General features: G+C 70.0%; 11 protein-coding genes. 5 read left to right on the plus strand and 6 right to left on the minus strand.

The features are described 5' to 3' along the window. Positions 1-83: 83 nt before the first annotated feature. The gene (locus ABTZ59_RS08605) at positions 84-638 is read left to right on the plus strand and encodes an RNA 2'-phosphotransferase (RefSeq protein ID WP_351392758.1); all 555 of its coding nucleotides are present in this window, start codon (positions 84-86) and stop codon (positions 636-638) included. 147 nt (positions 639-785) lie between these two features. On the opposite strand, the gene ABTZ59_RS08610 is transcribed toward ABTZ59_RS08605, so the two are convergent. After that, complete coding sequence (locus tag ABTZ59_RS08610) at positions 786-1685, minus strand: LLM class flavin-dependent oxidoreductase (RefSeq protein WP_351392761.1); 900 nt, start codon at positions 1683-1685, stop codon at positions 786-788. A gap of 128 nt (positions 1686-1813) precedes the next feature. Between ABTZ59_RS08610 and ABTZ59_RS08615 the strand changes: the two genes are divergently transcribed. Then, positions 1814-2743, plus strand: a complete 930-nt coding sequence (locus tag ABTZ59_RS08615; RefSeq protein ID WP_351392764.1) for a Cof-type HAD-IIB family hydrolase — start codon at positions 1814-1816, stop codon at positions 2741-2743. A 162-nt stretch (positions 2744-2905) separates the two neighbouring features. On the opposite strand, the gene ABTZ59_RS08620 is transcribed toward ABTZ59_RS08615, so the two are convergent. The 5 genes from ABTZ59_RS08620 to hisC all read right to left on the minus strand — a co-directional run bounded on the left by ABTZ59_RS08620 (position 2906) and on the right by hisC (position 12437). After that, positions 2906-4609 carry a sensor histidine kinase gene (locus ABTZ59_RS08620; RefSeq protein WP_351392767.1) on the minus strand — a complete coding sequence of 568 codons (1704 nt, stop codon included), beginning with the start codon at positions 4607-4609 and terminating at the stop codon, positions 2906-2908. Between the two features lie 20 nt (positions 4610-4629). After that, positions 4630-8376 (minus strand): thiol reductant ABC exporter subunit CydD, encoded by a 3747-nt coding sequence (gene cydD / locus ABTZ59_RS08625; protein WP_351392770.1) that lies wholly within the window; start codon positions 8374-8376, stop codon positions 4630-4632. Between the two features lie 150 nt (positions 8377-8526). Then, positions 8527-9522, minus strand: coding sequence for a cytochrome d ubiquinol oxidase subunit II (gene cydB, locus ABTZ59_RS08630; RefSeq protein WP_351392773.1), 996 nt, complete (start codon positions 9520-9522; stop codon positions 8527-8529). A 15-nt stretch (positions 9523-9537) separates the two neighbouring features. Next, on the minus strand, positions 9538-11046 hold the full coding sequence (locus ABTZ59_RS08635) for a cytochrome ubiquinol oxidase subunit I (protein ID WP_249951506.1): 1509 nt from the start codon (positions 11044-11046) through the stop codon (positions 9538-9540). Between the two features lie 296 nt (positions 11047-11342). Then, positions 11343-12437: a histidinol-phosphate transaminase gene (hisC, locus tag ABTZ59_RS08640; protein ID WP_351392777.1), complete on the minus strand. Its 1095-nt coding sequence runs from the start codon at positions 12435-12437 to the stop codon at positions 11343-11345. A 369-nt stretch (positions 12438-12806) separates the two neighbouring features. On the opposite strand from hisC, the gene ABTZ59_RS08645 reads away from it, so the two are divergent. The 3 genes from ABTZ59_RS08645 to ABTZ59_RS08655 all read left to right on the plus strand — a co-directional run bounded on the left by ABTZ59_RS08645 (position 12807) and on the right by ABTZ59_RS08655 (position 16454). Further along, the gene (locus ABTZ59_RS08645; RefSeq protein ID WP_249951504.1) at positions 12807-13919 is read left to right on the plus strand and encodes a LacI family DNA-binding transcriptional regulator; all 1113 of its coding nucleotides are present in this window, start codon (positions 12807-12809) and stop codon (positions 13917-13919) included. A 432-nt stretch (positions 13920-14351) separates the two neighbouring features. After that, complete coding sequence (locus tag ABTZ59_RS08650) at positions 14352-15452, plus strand: metallophosphoesterase (protein ID WP_351392782.1); 1101 nt, start codon at positions 14352-14354, stop codon at positions 15450-15452. A gap of 147 nt (positions 15453-15599) precedes the next feature. Then, positions 15600-16454 carry a hypothetical protein gene (locus ABTZ59_RS08655; RefSeq protein ID WP_351392785.1) on the plus strand — a complete coding sequence of 285 codons (855 nt, stop codon included), beginning with the start codon at positions 15600-15602 and terminating at the stop codon, positions 16452-16454. The last annotated feature ends 9 nt before the right edge of the window (positions 16455-16463 follow it).

Here is a 16463-nt window from a genome sequence, read left to right on the forward strand (position 1 = left end):
AAGTTGACTGTGGATCAAACCTACGCACCGTCAGCAATGTGAAATGAGTGGCGCCGGACAGCACCACCGGCCACGCTGGTGCGATGACCGGAGTATCCGACGAACGACGCATCGTGAAGGTGTCGAAGTACCTCGCCAAACATCTGCGCCATCAGCCCGAGCGCATCGGCATCACCCTCGACGCGAACGGCTGGGTGCCGGTCGATGAGCTGATGACCGCCGCCGCCGCGCACGGCTTCCGGCTGAGCCGTGCCGAACTGGACCATGTGGTCGCCGTCAACGACAAGCGTCGCTTCACCATCGACGGCAACCGGATCCGCGCCAACCAGGGCCACACCGTCGCCGTCGACCTTGAGCTGGCTCCGGCACAGCCACCCGCGTACCTCTACCACGGCACGGTCGCCCGCAACGTGGACGCGATCCGGGCGGAGGGGCTGCGCCGCATGGACCGCCACCACGTCCATCTCTCGCCCGACCGCGAGACCGCTACGCGGGTGGGCGCGCGCCGCGGCCGGCCCGTCGTCCTGTCGGTGGACGCCGGAGCGATGCACCGCGACGGGCTGGTGTTCCACGTCAGCGCGAATGGCGTCTGGCTCACCGACTCCGTACCGCCGCCGTATCTGCGCTTCTCCGACTGAGGGCTGACGGTCGCGGGCCCGGGCCGCGGGCTGACGCCCGACAGCGGACCGGCCCCCGGACGAGCAGACGAGCTGACGAGCCCTGGACGGAGCTGACAAGCCCCGGACGAGCCTCGGACGAGCCCGGAAAGAGCCCCCGGAAGAGCGCTACCGCTGGAGCTGGGCCGGCGCCTCGGTGGCGATCCGCTCGTAGACCCGCTGGTCGGCCGCGAATTCCGAGTCCGGGATGGGTGCGTGCACCGCGATCTCGGTGATGCCCAGCTCGAAGTGCCTGCCCGCGAAGTCCACGAACGCGTCGAGCGACTCCATCGGGCCATTACGGTCCGGGGTGAAGCCGGTGAGCAAGATCTTCTCCACCTCGGACACCTCCCGCCCGATCTCCGAGAAGGCCCCGCCCAGCCGCTCGATCTGCCCGCTGATGGCGGCACGCGACTGCTCCGGCGTACCCGTCTCGAACAGCTTCGGGTCCCCCGTGGTCACCCATGCCTGACCGTGCCGGGCGGCGAGCTTCATACCGCGCGGTCCGGTGGCCGCCACCGCGAAGGGCAGCCGGGGCCGCTGCGTACACCCCGGAATGTCGCGCGCCTCGACCGCCGAGTAGTACGTCCCGTCGTATGTGACGGAGTCCTCGGTCAGCAGCCGGTCGAGCAACGGCACGAACTCGGCGAACCGGTCGGCCCGCTCCTTCGGCGTCCATGGCTCCTGCCCCAGCACCATCGCGTCGAAGCCGGTGCCACCCGCTCCGATCCCCAGGGTGATCCGGCCGTCCGAGACGTCGTCGAGCGAGATGAGGTCTTTGGCGAGCGTCACCGGATGCCGGAAGTTCGGCGAGGTGACGAGGGTGCCCAGCCGCAGCCGCTCGGTGACGGCGGCAGCCGCGGTCAGGGTCGGCACGGCCCCGAACCAGGGCCCGTCGCGGAAGGTCCGCCAGGACAGATGGTCGTAGGTGTACGCGGTATGGAAGCCGAGCCGCTCGGCTCGCCGCCAGTCGTCACGGCCTCCGTCATGCCAGCGGCGGACGGGCAGGATCACGGTACTCAGACGCATGCCCCCGACGATACGGGTGCGTACGGAGCGCACGTCCGGCCGGGGACGGAACCGAGCGCGCACCCCGGGTCCACTCAGATGTGCGCCCCTCCGCACGCCCGTGCGTATCCGTACGGGAGAATGGATGAGTGACCTCGCCCAATGGACCCGCGCCCGCGCCCGACGACTCGCCGCTCCCCGCCAGACCCCGGCTGATCGCCACCGATCTCGACGGCACCCTGCTGCACGACGACAAGTACGTCTCGGAGCGCACGATCGCCGCGCTCGCCGCCGCCGAGCGGGCCGGTATCGAGGTCTTCTTCGTCACCGGCCGCCCGGCCCGCTGGATGGATGTCGTCAGCGAGCATGTGCACGGCCACGGGATGGCGATCTGCGCCAACGGCGCCGCGGTCGTGGATCTGCACGACGGCGGAAAGCTGTTGCAGGTCCGCCCCCTGGAGCGCGACATCGCCCTCGCCGTCGTCCAGGCGCTGCGCGACAGCGCGCCCGGCACGACCTTCGCCGTCGAACTGACCACGGGTATCCACTACGAGCCGGCGTATCCGCCCTTCCACCAGGATCCGGGCGCGACCGTCGCCACCGCGGAGAAGCTCCTCCAGGTACAGGGGCGGGTGCACGAGCGGACACCACAACAGGGACCGGAAACGGAGGCGGAGGACGAGTACGCCGCGCCCGTGGTGAAGCTGCTCGCGCACCACCCGGACCTGACACCCGACGGCTTCCTCGCCTTGGCCCGTACGGCGGTTGGGGACCGCGCCACCATCACCCGATCCAGCCCGAGCGCGCTCCTTGAGGTCAGCGGCCCGGGGGTCAGCAAGGCCAGCACGCTCGCGCTCTGCTGTGCCCAGCGCGGCATCTCCTCGGACGAGGTCGTCGCCTTCGGCGACATGCCGAACGATCTGGAGATGCTGACCTGGGCCGGGACGTCGTACGCGATGGGCAACGCCCACCCGGACGTACTGGCCGCCGCCTCCGGACGTACGGTCACCAACAACGAGGACGGCGTCGCGATCGTCATCGAGCAGATCGTGGCCCGCCGTCAGGCAGAGGGACATTGAGCGAACAGGCTCTGACCGAACGGGCCCCGAGCAAACAGGCCCCGACCGGACACGCATGAGGCACAGGCACACCGGCGAAGAGCAACAGTGTTCCCCCCTGGAGCGGCACCCCACAACGGGATCTCGCAACGGCACCTCACAGCGGGGCGTCACAGCGGGGCGTCACAGCGGGACCTCCCACACCACCGTCGTACCGCGTCTGCCCTCCCCGAGCCCCGGTTCGCACGTACTCGATCCGCCCAGCGCCTCCGCCCGCCGCTTGAGGTTGCGCAGTCCGCTGCGCCGCCCGCCCGCCGGAATGCCCACCCCGTCGTCGGCGACCGACAGCCGGACCCCCCGCCCGCCGTCGGGAAGCAGCACCGTGCAGTCGACGACCACTTCGATCCGGGTGGCGTGCGCGTGCCGGAAGGCATTGGAAAGGGCCTCCCGAAGTGCGGCGATCAGGTTCTTTCCGGCGAGCTCGCCGACGGAGTCGACCGCGCCGACGAAGCGATGGGTGGGCCGGAAGCCCAGAGGGACCGCGGCCATGTTGATCTCGCGCAGCACTCGGGTACGCATCCCGGGCGGCGCCTCGGCCGGTCCCTGCTGGAGCGCGAAGATGGCCGTACGGATCTCCTGAATCGTCACGTCCAGTTCCGCGACCGCCTTCTCGATGCCGTGGTGCACCTCGGGCGCCACCTCGCCGCGCTGGGCCGTCTCCAGCGTCATCCCGGTGGCGAACAGCCGCTGGATGACCAGATCGTGGAGGTCACGTGCGATGCGGTCGCGGTCCTCCAGTACGGCCAGCCGCTCCCGGTCCCGCTGTGCCCCGGCCATCATCAGGGCCAGCGCGGCCTGCGAGGCGAACTGCCTGGCCAGCGAGCGTTCCCGGCCGCTGAATTGACGCGCGCCCGGTGCGCGCGGCATCACCAGCGCGCCGAGCACCCGCCCGTCGGTACGCAGCGGCAGCAGCATGAGGGGACCGAACTCGCAGGCCAGCCTGGTCACCAGGCGCGGGTCGGTGGCGGCGTCGTCCACGAAGACGGATTCACCGGCCAGCAGAGCCGCGGCTGCGGGGGCGTTGGCCGGGACGCGGTACCCCACCCTCATCACCGGATGGTCGGCGGAGACGGCCACGATCTCCAGGCCGCCGGTCCGCGCGCGCAGCATCACCGCGCCCATGGTCGAATCCGAGAGTCCGCCGGCCTGTTCCGCGACGACGGTGAGCGCGTCGTCGGCGTCACCGCCGGAGAGGAGGGCGGTGGTGACGGCGACCGAACCCTCGATCCACCGTTCACGCTGCCGGGCCGCCTCGTACAGCCGGGCGTTGCCGATGGCCACCCCCGCCTCGGCGGCGAGCACCCGCAACAGGCGCAGATCGCTGTCGCCGAACTCGCCCCCGTCCGCCTTCTCCGCCAGATAGAAGTTGCCGATCGTCCTGTCCCTGGCGCGGATCGGGACGCCGAGGAAGGTCCGCATCGGCGGGTGGCCCGGCGGGAATCCGACGGCGCGCGGATCGGTCGTCAGATCGCTGAGCCGAATCGGCTCGGGTGCCCGGATCAGCGCGCCGAGGAGGCCGCTCCGTCCGTCCGGTCTGCGTCCGATCCGCCGGGCCACCTCCTCACCGGCCCCGTAGGTCACGAAGTCGGAGAGGCCCTCGCCCTCCTCGTCGACCACGCCGATCGCCGCGTACCGGGCGTCGGCGAGTTCGGCCGCGGTCTCACAGATCCGGTCGAGCGTGGAGTGCTGGCCGAGTCCGGTGCCGACCGAACACATCGCCTCCAGCAATTGCGGCACGCGCGCGGCGGTCTCGGCGGACAGGCCCTCAAGGCTGGTCGCCGCCCGGATCGCGGCTTCGAGGGGGTCCTTGGATTCGGGCACGTCCATGCCCTTGAGCCTAATAAGTCCTATTTGACAGGGAAAGTCGACTTCTGAGCTTCCAGGAGGTCTCCGGCGCGTTCCCGGTCCAGCATCCGGCGCAGCGGTCCCTCCTCAGCGGCCAGTTCGGCGTAGGTACCGCGCTGTACGGGACGACCGCCGTCGAGCACGATCACCTCGTCAACCGTGTCAAGGCCCTGCAACCGGTGGGTGATGAGCAGCGTCGTCCGCCCCTCGGTCGCCGCCAGCAGATCAGTGGTCAGCGCGTCGGCCGTCGCCAGGTCCAGATGCTCGGCCGGCTCGTCGAGGACGAGCACGGGGAAGTCGGCGAGAAGCGCGCGGGCCAGCGCGAGCCGCTGCCGCTGGCCGCCGGAGATCCGTGCGCCGTGCTCACCGACGAGCGTGTCGAGTCCGGCGGGCAGGGCGTCGACCCAGTCGAGCAGCCGGGCCCTGCGCAGGGCATCGCGCAGTTCGTCGTCGGTCGCGTCCGTACGGGCGAGCCTGAGGTTCTCCCGTACGGAGCTGTCGAAGAGGTGCGCGTCCTGGGCGCACAGCCCCACGAACCGGCGGACGGTGTCCCCGTCGAGCGTGGCCGTGTCCGTACCGCCGAGCCGGCAGCCGCCCTCGCGCGCGTCCAGGAAGCGCAGCAGTACCTGAGCCAGCGTCGTCTTGCCCGAACCGGAAGGTCCGACGACGGCGACCCGTTTCCCGGCGGTCAGGGTCAGATCGAAGCCGCTCAGCGCGTCCCGCCGCTGCCCCGGGTACCGCGCGGCCAGCCCGCGCACCTCCAGCGGGAACGGCGATACGGGAGCGGTGGCAGGCCGCTCTGGCTCCCGTACGGGTACGGGCGCGTCCAGCACCTCGCACACCCGCTCCGCGCCGCGCCGGGAGCGCTGCCGGTACCGCACGGCGAGCGGGAGCCCCGTGACCGCCTCGAACGCGGCGAGGGAGGTCAGAACGACCACGGCCAGTTCGACGCCCGCGAGCCGTCCCTCCGCCAGGGCCCCGACCCCCGCATACCCGGCCGCGGCGACGGTCAGCCCGCAGACCAGGGCGGAGAGCCCGCCGCCGAGCGCGTTGGCGCTCGCGCCGCGGGAGGCGATGGCCGTCAGTGTCCCGTCGGCCTCCCGTGTCCGGCGCATCCGGCTCTTCAGCGCGCCCGCGACGGTCAACTCGGCGACGCCGCTGAGCAGATCGGCGACGCGGGTGGCCAGCAGTCCCCGTGCCGGGGCGAGTTGCCGCTCGGTCCTGCGAGCGCAGAGACCGCTCAGCAGCGGTACGCCCACGCCGGCGACGAGCAGCCCACCGGCCAGTACGGCGCCCGCCTCGGGCAGCAGCCACGCGGTGAATCCGACCGCGCCCACCCCGACGAGCAGGGCGGAGCCGACCGGGAGCAGCCAGCGCAGCCAGTAGTCCTGGAGTTCGTCCACATCGGCGACCAGCCGGGACAGCAGATCGCCGCGCCTGGTCTCGCGCAGACCGGCGGGCGCGACGCGCTCCAGCCTCCGGTACACGGAGACCCTGAGGTCGGCGAGCATCCTGAGGACCGCGTCGTGCGACACGATCCGCTCGGCGTACCGGAAGACGGCCCGCCCGATACCGAAGGCGCGGGTCGCCGTCACCGCGATCATCAGATAGAGAACGGGCGGCTGCTCGGAGGCACGGGAGATGAGCCAGCCGGACACCGCCATGAGCCCGACGGCGGAACCGAGCGCGCAGCTCCCGAGGACCAGCGCGAGGACGAAGCGGCCACGGAGCGCACCGGCGGCGGCCCGCATCCGCGCGAGCGGGGTCCGCGCACCGGTATTTCCAGCGTGCCCGTGCTCCGCGCCACCTCCGCCGTCCCCTCGTACGCCGTCGTCCCCTCGTACGCCGCTGTCCCCCCGCACTCCGCCGCCTCTGCGTCCGCCACCGTCCGTCCCGTTTCCGCTGTCCGCCGCGTCGAAGGTGGCGGGTTTAGCGTGCTCTTCGCCGGGCGGGGGCAGCGCGGGAACGTCGCCGAGTCCCAGCCCGGGTCCGGACTCCTCGATCGCCGACCCCACCGACGCCATCGACGCCATGGGCGTCAGCGGCCGCTCCATGGACGCCGACAGGTCGGACAGCTCCGGCCGCGCGGATCCGGCCGTACGTTCGCGGGGGCGCGCCCGCTCCACGAGGGTCACCACCCGGTCCGCCACCGCGAGCAGCGCGGGCCGGTGGACGACCAGCAGTACCGTACGGCCCACGGCCAGCCGTCGTACCGCTTCGACGATGCCCGCCTCCGTCTCGCCGTCGAGCGCCGCCGTGGGCTCGTCAAGCAGCAGCAGCGGCCGGTCCGCGAGGAAGGCACGGGCCAGCGCGAGCCGCTGACGCTGTCCCGCCGAGAGCCCCGCCCCGTCCTCGCCGAGCACGGTGTCCGGTCCGTCCGGTAGCGCCGCCACGAAGTCGTACGCCCCCGCCTCCCGCAGCGCGTCCCGTACGGCCGTGTCATCCGCGTCCGGCCTGGCCAGCCGTACGTTCTCCGCGATCGTCCCGGCGAAGAGATACGGCCGCTGCGGCACCCACGCGATCCGTTCACGCCAGCGCTCCATGTCGAGGGAGGCCAGATCGCGGCCGTCCACCCGCACCCGGCCCTCGTCGGGCGCGGTGAAACCGAGGACCACATTGAGCAGGGTGGTCTTGCCGATGCCGCTGGGGCCGACCAGAGCCACCGTCTCCCCCGGCTCGACCGTCAGCGTGGCCTCGTCCAATGAGGGCTCGGCACGCCCCTGATGGCGGACCGTCACCCCATCCAGCTCCAGCCGCAGCACTCCGGGCACCTCCCCCGTACCGCCGGCCGCAGGGTCGGTCTCCAGCACCGTGAAGATCTCCTCGGCCGCCGAAAGCCCCTCGGCCGCCGCGTGGTACTGCGCCCCCACCTGCCGGATCGGCAGATAGGCCTCCGGGGCGAGGATCAGCACCACCAGCCCGGTGTACAGATCGAGTTCGCCGTGGACGAGCCGCATCCCGATGGTGACCGCGACCAGTGCCACCGACAGCGTCGCGAGCAGTTCCAGCGCGAATGACGACAGGAAGGCGATCCGCAGCGTGCGCAGGGTGGCCTGCCGGTACTCCGAGGTGATCGTACGGATCGCCTCGGCCTGGGCCTTGGCCCGGCCGAAGACCTTGAGGGTCGGCAGCCCCGCGACCACATCCAGGAAGTGCCCCGACAGCCGGGACAGCAGCCGCCACTGCCGATCCATCCGGGCCTGGGTGGCCCAGCCGATGAGCACCATGAACAGCGGGATCAGCGGGAGGGTCACCACGATGATGGCCGCCGAGACCCAGTCCTCCGTGACGATCCGGGCCAGAACCGCCACCGGCACCACCACGGCAAGCCCCAGCTGTGGCAGATAGCGCGCGAAGTAGTCGTCCAGCGCGTCGACCCCGCGGGTGGCGAGCGCGACCAGCGAACCGATGCGCTGGCCACTCAGCCACCCCGGGCCCAGTTCGGCGGCCCGCTCCAGCAGCCGTCCGCGTAGTTCCGACTTGACCGCGGCGCTCGCCCGGTGGGCGGCGAGCTCGGTCAGCCAGGCGACCAGTCCCCGCCCCGCGGCGACCGCGACCAGCAACAGCAGCGGAGTACGCAGATCGGAGCCGTCGAACCCGCGCTGGAACCCGCCGACCACCACCTCGGCGATAAGCATCGCCTGGGCGATGACCAGCCCCGCGCCGACCACCCCGAGAACCACCACGGCCACCAGGAAGAAGCGGGTGGCCCGGGCATACCGGAGCAGACGGGGGTCGATTGGTTTCACGTGAAACACCTACTCCTACTGCTCGGCCGCTCTGCCGCTTCTGTCTTGCCCTGCGCCCCGGCGCCGTACGGTCTGACGCCTTACGGTCCGGGGCCTTGTTGTCGGGTGCCTCGTTGTCCGGAGCCTTGTTGTCGGGCGCCTTCGCCGTCGCTACTCGGCGATGTGCTGCGTACCGATCCGCTTACGGAACACCCAGTACGTCCAGCCCTGGTAGAGCAGCACGACCGGAGTGGCGATACCCGCGCACCACGTCATGATCTTCAGCGTGTACGGGGTCGACGAGGCGTTCGTCACCGTGAGGCTCCACGCCTCATTCAGCGAGGATGGCATGACGTTCGGAAAGAGCGTCAGGAAGAGCATCGCGACCGCGGCCACGATCGTCACGCCGGAGAGCGCGAACGACCAGCCCTCACGCCCCGCCGCGATGGCCCCGATGGCGGCGACCAGTGCCGCGACGGCGACGATCATGGCGACCAGGCTCTTGCCGTCCCCGTTGTCCGCCTGGGTCCAGATCAGAAAGCCGAGCGCCAGTACGGCGGTGATCGCTCCGAGGCCGAGGGCCAGCTTCCTGGCCCTGACCCGGATGTCCCCCACCGTCTTCAGGGCGGCGAACACGGTGCCGTGGAAAGTGAAGAGGGCCAGGGTCACCAGCCCGCCGAGGATCGCGTACGGGTTGAGCAGATCGCCCAGGGTGCCGACGTACTCCTTCTGCGCGTCGATCTTCACGCCCCGCACGATGTTTCCGAAGGCGACACCCCAGAGCACCGCGGGGATCAGGGAGGTCCAGAAGATCGCGTTCTCCCAGTTGCGCTGCCAGCTCTCGGCGGGCCGCTTGGCCCGGTACTCGAAGGCGACACCGCGCACGATCAGACAGACCAGGATGAGCAGCAGCGGCAGATAGAAGCCCGAGAAGAGCGTGGCGTACCAGTCGGGAAAGGCGGCGAAGGTAGCTCCTCCGGCGCTGAGCAGCCACACCTCGTTGCCGTCCCAGACGGGCCCGATGGTGTTGATGAGGACCCGTCGCTCCTTGCGATTACGGGCCAGCAGCTTGGTGAGGATTCCGATGCCGAAGTCGAATCCCTCAAGGAAGAAGTAGCCGGTCCACAGGACGGCGATCAGAACGAACCAGACGTCGTGGAGTTCCATTGCTCCTCAAACTCCTCAGTACGAGAAGGCCATCGGCCGGTCGGCGTCCGTATGGTCGCCGCCGATCTTGGTGGGCGGGTTGAGGTCGGCGTCCGTGAGCTCCGGCGGCCCGGCCTTGACGTACTTGACCATCAGCCTGACCTCGATGACCGCGAGCACCGCGTACAGCAGGGTGAAGACGATCATCGAAGTGAGCACCTCCGCCTGGGAGACGCCGGGGGAGACGGCGTCGGCGGTGCGCAGCACTCCGTACACGACCCATGGCTGGCGTCCCGTCTCGGTGAAGATCCAGCCCCAGGAGTTGGCGATCAGCGGGAAGAGCAGCGTCCAGAGCGCGGTGATCCAGTACCACTTGGCGAATCTCGGGCTGAGCGCCTTGTTCCGGAAGAGCACCAGATTCGGCACTTCGTCCTCGCCGGTCCGCAGAGCGGCCGGCAGCAGGAACTTCTTGCGCGTCAGCCAGAGCCCGAGCGCGCCGATGGCCAGGGACGCCATGCCGAAGCCGATCATCCAGCGGAATGACCAGTAGGCGACGGGGATGTTGGGCCGGTAGTCGCCGGGGCCGAACTTCTCCTGCTCGGCCTTGTTGATGTCGTTGATACCGGGGACATGCGAGGTGAAGTCGTTGTTGGCGAGGAAGGAGAGCATCCCGGGTATCTCGATGGCGACTTCGTTGTGCCCCTTGTCGACGTCCCCGTAGGCGAACAGGGAGAACGGCGCGGGCGCCTCGCCGTCCCAGAGCGCCTCGGCGGCGGCCATCTTCATCGGCTGCTGCTTGAACATGACCTTGCCGAGGGTGTCGCCGCTGACCGCGGTGAGGAGTCCGGCCACCATGACGGTGATCAGGCCGAGACGCAGTGAGGTCCGCATCACCGGGATATGGCGCTTGCGGGCCAGATGGAAGGCCGCGATACCGACCATGAAGGCGCCACCGACGAGGAAGGCGGCCGTGAGCGTGTGGAAGAACTGCGTGAGCGCCGTGTCCTGGGTGAGCACCGCCCAGAAGTCGGTGAGTTCGGCCCGCCCGGCTTCCTTGTTGATCCGGTAGCCGATCGGATGCTGCATCCAGGAGTTGGCCGCGAGGATGAAGTACGCGGACAGGATCGTGCCGATCGAGACCATCCATATACAGGCCAGATGGATCTTCTTGGGCAGCTTGTCCCAGCCGAAGATCCACAGCCCGATGAAGGTGGACTCGAAGAAGAAGGCGATCAGCGCCTCGAAGGCGAGCGGGGCTCCGAAGACATCTCCGACGAACCGCGAGTAGTCGGACCAGTTCATTCCGAACTGGAACTCCTGCACGATGCCGGTGACGACACCCATCGCGATATTGATCAGGAAAAGCTTGCCCCAGAACTTCGTGGCCTTGAGGTACTTCGGATTTTCCGTGCGCACCCACGCGGTCTGCAGCCCCGCGGTGAGCGCGGCGAGCGAGATCGTCAGGGGGACGAAGAGGAAGTGGTAGACGGTGGTGATGCCGAACTGCCATCGCGCCAGGGTCTCCGGCGCCAGAGCAAGGTCCACGTCATCTCTCCTTACATCACATCGCCGTGGTCACGACGGCGGCCTGTCCCATTTGCCCTGGGCGTAACGCCAGGAACCGGGACACGCTTGTGAAAGCGTTCACATTCACAAGCATTATGTCGCACAGCCTTGCGGATCTTCGCGTGGGGGGTCCCCTCCACGGAGAGACCCGTGGGAACGCCCAGGAGGAGGCCCCTGGGAACGCCGAAGGGCGGCCTCGAAGAGACCGCCCCACGCGTCCGAAGCTCCGGATCCCGGCTTCCGGATCCCAGCTCCGGCTCCGGCTCCGGCTCGGACTACATCTCCTTGCGGAACGCCTCGGCCGTCCGCAGGAAGAGGTCATTGGCCTCGTTCTCGCCGACCGTGACCCGTACGCCCTCGCCCGCGAACGGCCGTACGACCACGCCGGAGGCCTCACACGCCGCGGCGAAGTCCAGCGTGCGCGCGCCCAGCCGCAGCCATACGAAATTGGCCTGTGTCTCGGGCACGGTCCAGCCCTGCCCGACCAGCCCCCGGTAGACCCGCTCCCGCTCGGCGACCAGCGAGCCGACCCGCCCCAGCAGCTCGTCCTCGGCGCGCAGCGAGGCGATCGCCGCCTCCTGGGCGATCTGGCTCACACCGAACGGAACCGCGGTCTTCCGCAGCGCGGCGGCGACCGGCTCATGGGCGACCGCGAAGCCGACCCGCAGACCGGCCAGCCCGTACGCCTTGGAGAAGGTACGCAGGACGGCCACGTTCGGCCGGTCGCGATAGATGTCGATCCCGTCCGGAACCGCACCGTCGCCGCCCCCGGCGGCCCGGATGAACTCGCGGTACGCCTCGTCCAGCACCACCAGCACATCCCCGGGCACCCGGTCCAGGAAGCGTTCCAGCTCTGCCCTGCGCACCACCGTCCCGGTCGGATTGTTCGGGTTGCAGACGAAGATCAGCCGTGTCCTGTCGGTGATCGCCTCAGCCATCGCGTCCAGGTCGTGCACCTCGCCGGCGGTCAGCGGCACCTTTATCGACGTGGCGCCCGAGATCTGCGTGATGATCGGGTACGCCTCGAAGGAGCGCCAGGCGTAGATGACCTCGTCACCGGCGCCCGCGGTGGCCTGGAGCAGCTGCTGGGCGACGCCCACCGAGCCGGTGCCGGTGGCCAGATGCGAGACGGGTACCCCGAAGCGGTCGGCCAGCTCGTTCATCAGGCCGGTGCACGCCATGTCCGGGTAGCGGTTGAAGACGCCCGCGGCCGAGATCGCCTGCTCCATGACCCCGGGCAGCGGCGGATAGGGGTTCTCGTTGGAGGACAGCTTGTACGCCACGGGTCCGCCGGCCGCCGCGGGCTTGCCCGGCTTGTACGTGGGGATGCCGTCCAGCTCGGCACGCAGCTTGGGGCTCGTCTCGCTCACCGCAGGTCCTCCTCGGCCGTTCACGGGTCCTTACATCTTCAATACTGCTCACCTTATGAGGATTCGGGGCCCCTGCGAATGGCGGGCACCGGGAAAGCCCGCAGGGGTGGGGCGCGCTTGCCTTCCTGGCGCGCGCCGGTGGCCCGCGCCGTGGCGCGCATCCCTCGTAGAGGTGAGTTGAGACCTCTTCGAAACATGGGCCCTTCGACAGGTCCATGCCGCTCCTTGCATGGCAGACCAATGCGAAACCCGCCAACCTCCTTGTTTTCCAAGCACGTTGATTATTTTTGATCATGCAGAAACGTGCCTGCTGCCGGGTGCATATGCGACCGGCCCCACCGCCCCTCAGCGCCCTACTATCGGCTCGCCATGACAGCAGCAGGGAAACACCAGGTGAGCCGGACGGACACAACCCGCCGGGGCAGCCGGCAAAGTCGGGCGGGCATCCGGGACGTAGCCGCCGCAGCCGGTGTCTCCATCACGACTGTCTCGGACGCGCTCAACGGCAAGGGACGGTTACCCGACGCCACCCGACGCCATGTCCGAGAAGTCGCGGAACGCCTCGGCTACCGGCCTTCCGCCGCGGCCCGAACCCTCCGTACCGGCAAGTCAGGACTCATCGGCCTGACCGTGACCACGTACGGGGATGAACCTTTCACCTTCACCGAGTTCGCCTACTTCGCCGAGATGGCCAGGGCGGCGACCTCCGCCGCGCTCGCCCGCGGTTACGCCCTCGTCATCCTCCCCGCCACCTCCCGCCATGACGTCTGGTCGAACGTCGCCCTCGACGGCACCGTCGTCATCGACCCCTCCGACCATGATCCCGTCGTCACCGAACTCGTCCGCCAGGGCCTTCCCGTCGTCTCCGACGGCCGGCCCGCGGGCACCCTCCCCGTCACCGCCTGGGTCGACAACGACCACGAGGCGGCCGTCCTCGAACTGCTCGACCATCTCGCCGCTGCCGGAGCACGCCGGATCGGCCTGCTCACCGGCACCACCACGGACACCTACACCCGGCTCTCCACCACCGCCTATCTGCACTGGTGCGAGCGCGTCGGCCAGGACCCGGTCTACGAGTCCTATCCCGCCCACGACCCGTGCGCCGGGGCCGTCGCCGCCGACCGGCTGCTGGCCCGCCCCGACCGCCCCGACGCCGTCTACGGTCTCTTCGACCCCAACGGCACCGACCTGCTCGCCGCCGCCCGGCGCTACGGGTTGCGCGTCCCCGAGGATCTGCTACTGGTCTGTTGCAGTGAGTCCACGGTGTACGCCGCGACCGAACCGCCCATCACCACGCTCTCGCTCAAGCCGCGCCGTATCGGCACCGCCGTCATCCAGCTCCTGATCGACGCCATCGAGGGGATCGACAACGGCCGGCCGGTCGAGCAGGTGATACCGACCGAACTGATCATCCGGACCTCTTCCCAACGGCGGCCCCCGCGCACCACGGTCAGCGCGCCCCGGTCTCCCGCGGGCGACTGACCGAGGCCCGAGGCCCGAGGACAACGGACGGTACGGTCCCCGGGCCTGTGGAGCGGCTCCGGAGAGCTGTCGGGCGGTCCGGAGACCGCCGTACGGTCCCGGAGGTCGTCGGGCGGTCCCACGACTCGCCGGAACAGTCTCGGAAACTCGCCGAACAGCCTCGGCGACGCGCCGAACGGTGCCGGAGACTCGCCGCCCCAGAGGCCGGAAGAAGGACCAGACCTTTTCGCAATTCGGGCGATCGGCGTGAAAACAGCCGTTGAACCCGAGGTCCCGCCGAATTCTCCCCCCTGGTGCGTCACAGAGCGGGAGCGGCGTTCCTATGATGGGCGCACGACACCACGGACCTCGTCCTACCTGCGATGGGCTCACCCCCATCCAGCCCGGCGGGCCCGACAGGTGTACGGCGGCGCGACGGTGGTGGAGGGGTCGATGACACAGGGGGCCGGCGAGGAACCCGTGGTGCGGACGGCGACGTTGCGCGACTTCCGCGTACCGCCGTACGCGCAGGTTCCCGTGCAGTCCGGAGAGCCCGGACCGTCCGGCACACCGGCCGACGGCCCGTCCGGGCATCCCGGCAACGCGATCCCGGACCACGAACCGCCGGAGGGCTACACCCCCACCGAGCGCGACCTCCCGGTGATCAACCGGGAGGACACCGTCCAGGTACGGGTCGACCCCGTGGAGCCGTCGGCGCCCGATGGCCGCGGCCCGCTCTACGTCGTCGGCGATGTGCACGGCTATCTCGACGAACTCGTCGCCGCGCTGGCCGCGCAGGACCTCATCGACGCCGATGGCCACTGGGCGGCGGGCAACGCGCGGCTCTGGTTCCTCGGCGACTTCACCGACCGCGGCCCCGACGGCATCGGTGTCATCGACCTCGTGATGCGGCTCTCCGCGGAGGCCGCGGCGGCCGGCGGCTACTGCAAGGCCCTGATGGGCAATCACGAACTGCTGCTCATCGGCGCCAAGCGATTCGGCGACACGCCCGTCAGCTCAGGCGCGGGCACCGCCACCTTCCAGGCCGCCTGGCTGCTCAACGGCGGCCAGCGGACCGACATGGAGCGCCTCCAGGACGTCCATCTACAGTGGATGTCCCGGCTCGACGCGGTTGTGGAGGAGGACGAGCATCTGCTGATGCACTCCGACACAACGGCTTATCTCGACTACGGATCCTCCATCGAGGACGTCAACGACACCGTCCATCAGATCCTCACCCGCAATGACGCCGACGAATGCTGGGATTTGTTCCGCAAGCTCACCAAACGCTTCGCGTTCCGTGACGACGGCGGGCCGCAGGCCGTCCGCGAACTGCTGTCCCAGTACGGCGGACAGCGCGTCGTCCACGGACACAGCCCCATTCCCTATCTGCTCGGCGAAGTCGGTACAGAAGACGCTTCGGACGACGAAGGCGACACGGGCCCGGTGGTGGAAGGGCCACACGTATATGCCGATGGACTCGCCATCGCGATGGACGGCGGCGTCACCATGGCGGGAAAGCTGCTGGTCGTACAGCTTCCGTTGAACGGCTGAATCGATGTGTGACAGGTGAATTCCCCAAACCCCCTGTCACGCCCCGCCACAACAGCCCTACCATCGCCTTATCCGTAGCAGGCTCTCCTCCGTTTCCGCCAACTGCCCGTCCCACGCGGGCGAACCGGCCCTACGGAGCATCGGGGGATGCACATGAACAGCGCTCCACACCTGCTGAGCGAGGATCGCGCGGATTTCGAGCGAATCCTCGACGAGGCACTGCGCCATACCCATGACCATGCGGAACTCTCCGCGGTCGGGCAGCGGCTCACCAGCCAACAGTTGCGCACGATGGCCTTGAGCGCCACGGCGCTGATCACCACGTCCGCCGCCCCGGAGTACGAGCATTTCGCGAAGGTCCGCGAGGAATTCCGCTCACCGGCGCCCTCTCCCTCCTCGGTCCAGGACGTCGCTTCGACCCCGGCGGGGAGCGAGGCTCCGGACGCCGGTGCGGGGCTCGCGGCCGTTGTCGCCGTGCTCGCCCCGGTCCTCGGCGGCACCGCGGCGGTGATCTTCCTGCTTGTCGGCTACCTCCTCAAGGCGCTCAGCCCGCCGCCCGCCTTCGCCCGCAGCATGGTCGCGGTCGGGTGGTTCTTCGCCGCCGTGACCGTCGTCGGCCTCCTGGTCGCCGCGGTAGGTCTGCTCGTCACGGCCCTGCGCAATACCGCGACCCAGCTCCCCGCCGAGGAACCGTGGGGTGGCGAACTGCCCGACGAGGTGGCCCGCGCGCGGGAGGCCTGGCGCGAGGCCCTGCTGGAGCGTGGCATCCTGCCCTTCCTGCGATCGGCGCTGGCCGACCCGAGCGCTGGCACCCCGGCCACCCCGGCCACCCCGCCCGCACCGCGCCAGGGGCAGCCGGCGAAGCATCTGCCCAAGATCGGCTACAGCCGCCCGGACTTCTCCAGCCCGGACGAGGGCTCGACCGCCGGCCAGCGCCCGACGTTCAGCAGCCCGGACTTCTCCAGCCCCGACTTCGGCGGCCCGGAGCACCGGCCGGAGTAGCCCCCGGCC

Source organism: Streptomyces sp. NPDC094034, from assembly GCF_040303865.1.
Lineage (GTDB): Bacteria > Actinomycetota > Actinomycetes > Streptomycetales > Streptomycetaceae > Streptomyces.

Bases quoted from the DNA above. Each gene is read 5' to 3' on its own strand.
- ABTZ59_RS08605 (WP_351392758.1), top strand. From the start codon at position 84: ATGACCGGAGTATCCGACGAACGACGCATCGTGAAGGTGTCGAAGTAC.
- ABTZ59_RS08610 (WP_351392761.1), bottom strand. From the start codon at position 1,685: ATGCGTCTGAGTACCGTGATCCTGCCCGTCCGCCGCTGGCATGACGGA.
- ABTZ59_RS08620 (WP_351392767.1), bottom strand. From the start codon at position 4,609: ATGGACGTGCCCGAATCCAAGGACCCCCTCGAAGCCGCGATCCGGGCG.
- cydB (WP_351392773.1), bottom strand. From the start codon at position 9,522: ATGGAACTCCACGACGTCTGGTTCGTTCTGATCGCCGTCCTGTGGACC.
- ABTZ59_RS08645 (WP_249951504.1), top strand. From the start codon at position 12,807: ATGACAGCAGCAGGGAAACACCAGGTGAGCCGGACGGACACAACCCGC.
- ABTZ59_RS08650 (WP_351392782.1), top strand. From the start codon at position 14,352: ATGACACAGGGGGCCGGCGAGGAACCCGTGGTGCGGACGGCGACGTTG.
- ABTZ59_RS08655 (WP_351392785.1), top strand. From the start codon at position 15,600: ATGCACATGAACAGCGCTCCACACCTGCTGAGCGAGGATCGCGCGGAT.